This is a genomic window from Enterococcus casseliflavus NBRC 100478, from assembly GCF_001544095.1.
In the GTDB taxonomy this organism is placed as follows: Bacteria; Bacillota; Bacilli; order Lactobacillales; family Enterococcaceae; genus Enterococcus_D; species Enterococcus_D casseliflavus.
Map to the genome: position 1 here is coordinate 1 of NZ_BCPT01000053.1, position 505 is coordinate 505.

At 33.9% G+C, this 505-nt stretch carries 1 protein-coding gene; it reads right to left on the minus strand.

Translation table 11 applies throughout. The features are described 5' to 3' along the window. Positions 1–56: 56 nt before the first annotated feature. The coding region (locus ECA1_RS16750; protein WP_155642939.1) for an IS3 family transposase at positions 57–505 on the minus strand (449 nt) is incomplete at its 5' end.

Genomic DNA, 505 nt, shown 5'->3' on the forward strand with positions numbered 1-505 from the left:
TTAGACTTTTATGGAGTGGAGAAATCCACTCCTTTTTTGTACGATAAGATTAACTGTTAGACAGCTGTTTTTACAGCTTCTCGAAACTGAACCGGACTTCGCCAATTTAATTTCTTTTTGATGCGTTTATGGTTGTAATAATAGATATATTGGTCAATTTTTGTTTTCAATTCATCTAAACTCCGATAGACTTCTCCATGAAAAATCTCTTGCTTTAATAAACCAAAGAAGTTTTCCATAGGTGAGTTATCTAAACAATTCCCTTTACGAGACATACTCTGGAAGATTTTATGCTGCTTCAATTTATTCTTATAAGCATTCATTTGATAGGCCCATCCTTGATCTGAATGGAAGGTTCTACGAAATGGACAATCATTTGTCATCTGGATTGCTTCTTCTAATCCTTCCATTATGGCTAGTGCGTTTGGTTTTTCAGAAATCCGATAAGATAGAATTTCACTATTGTAGAAATCCATGAAAGGATCTAAATACAGCTTTTTCTGAC